This window comes from Polaromonas sp. LjRoot131 (genome assembly GCF_964252805.1).
In the GTDB taxonomy this organism is placed as follows: domain Bacteria; phylum Pseudomonadota; class Gammaproteobacteria; order Burkholderiales; family Burkholderiaceae_C; genus Polaromonas.
This window is the reverse complement of the sequence record NZ_CAXUPF020000015.1, coordinates 1-1,660: the sequence shown is the minus strand read 5'-3', so window position 1 is coordinate 1,660 and position 1,660 is coordinate 1. Positions and strand designations below refer to the sequence as shown.

Here is a 1,660-nt window from a genome sequence, read left to right as displayed (position 1 = left end):
GCGTCCCTCCGCTGCGCTACGGGCAACCTGCGGTGCTCGGTCCAGACGGGGTCTCGCTAAACTCGCTTCGCTCAAACAACGCGATCCCTGATCCGTCTGGCCCTGCGCTCCTCGGCGCATCCACAAGGGGTGGGAGCGGGGAGAAGAAATCCAAATACTGAATACCTGAAGAAAACAAGGACTCGCCAAGGCGAGTCCTTGTTTGTCTTGGGTTGTTCTTTGGTATTTGTCTTCTGTCCCCGTTCCCGTCCCCGCTCCCGATTGCCCCGTCCTGGCTGGGCCGAGGAGCGCAGACGTAGGCGGATCAGGGATCGCGTTGTTTGAGCGTAGCGAGTTTAGCGAGACCCCGCCGTAGTCGAGCACCGCAGGTTGCCCGAAGCGAAGCGTAGGGACCCAGACTGCGGGTCGCCTTTTCTTTTGCTTACTTTGCTTTTGGCGAAGCAAAAGAAAAGTGAGTCGCTGCCGGGCGACTCCCGGCTCCGAAACTCAAAACCCCTCAGCGCTCAAAAAAACCAAAGACTTCACTCAGCAGCAGGTGCAGGATCGGGGCCTGCATGCGCCGCCGCATACTTCTCCAACAACAAATACAAAACCATCCCTCCAGCCAGCGGCAAGAAGTAGTAAAGCGCCCTGTACGCCAACACCGCCCCCATCAACGTCCCTTGCCGAACACTCCCAGACAGCAAAGCCAGATACACCGCCTCCAACACCCCCAACCCCCCCGGAATCGGCATGATCACGCCGACGATCGAGGCCGCCATCAGCACCCCCAGCACCTTGCCGTACTCCACCTGGCCGCCCAGCAGCCAGAACATGGCCGCGCCCATGAGCGCCCAGTTGGTGGCCGACAGCAGCAACTGCACCCCTGCCAGCCCGGGGGAGGGCAAAGTCAGCCGCCGTCCCCGCACACGCCACTCGCGCCCGCGCGCAAAAGCGCAGGCCGCGACGTAGGCGATGACCAGCAACACCATCGCCAAACCCAGCGTGCGCAGCGCCGTTGCGCCTATGTGCGCCTGGCTGGGCAGGGCGAGGATGCCGCTCGCGAACAGGCTGCCGGCCACCAGCCCGTAGCCCAGCCAGTTGGTCGCCAGGCTCAGGCCCACGATCTGCGCAATCGTCGCTTCATCGAGCCCGGCTCTGGTGTACAGCCGCGCCCGCAGCGCCACGCCGCCCACCAGCGAGCCCAGGTTCAGGTTAAACGCATAACTGGTCACCGCGATGGCCCAGGTTTGCAGGCGCGGCAGTGTGTGGCGCGTGTGCCGCCGGCCGATCAGGTCGAAGCAGCCATACAGCGCATGGCTGGCCGTCGCCAGGCCCAGCACACCCAGCAGCAGCCACGGCGAATAGCGCCACAGCGCCTGCCAGGCACCGGCCCAGTCGACCTTGTGCGCATGCGACACCAGCAAACCCAGCACCACAATGCCCAGCGCCGGGAACCCCCAGCGGCGCACGCGCGGCCACAGCGATGAGGTGGCGGTGGAGTCGGATGAGGGATCGGCGGGGACCGGCGCCGTGGTGCTGGGCATGATGGGGAAATCTTCCCTGGGGCTGGCGCCCGGCGCCAGAGCTTGGCGGCGGTGCTTTCTGTAGGCGTAGACCGACGGGGGAGGGGGCCGGGTCTTGCTCCGGCCTTTGCGCGCCTGTGCCCTTTGCATGGGCT

Annotated in this window: 1 protein-coding gene; it reads right to left on the bottom strand. The window is 65.2% G+C overall.

Annotated elements, in window-relative coordinates:
- Positions 1 to 521: 521 nt before the first annotated feature.
- Complete coding sequence (locus ACSQ27_RS24250; protein ID WP_436158061.1) at positions 522 to 1,655, bottom strand: lysylphosphatidylglycerol synthase domain-containing protein; 1,134 nt, start codon at positions 1,653 to 1,655, stop codon at positions 522 to 524.
- Positions 1,656 to 1,660 lie beyond the last annotated feature (5 nt).

What these genes read in the sequence shown, in the direction of transcription:
- ACSQ27_RS24250 (WP_436158061.1), bottom strand. Translation starts at nt 1,655, where the DNA reads ATGCAAAGGGCACAGGCGCGCAAAGGCCGGAGCAAGACCCGGCCCCCT.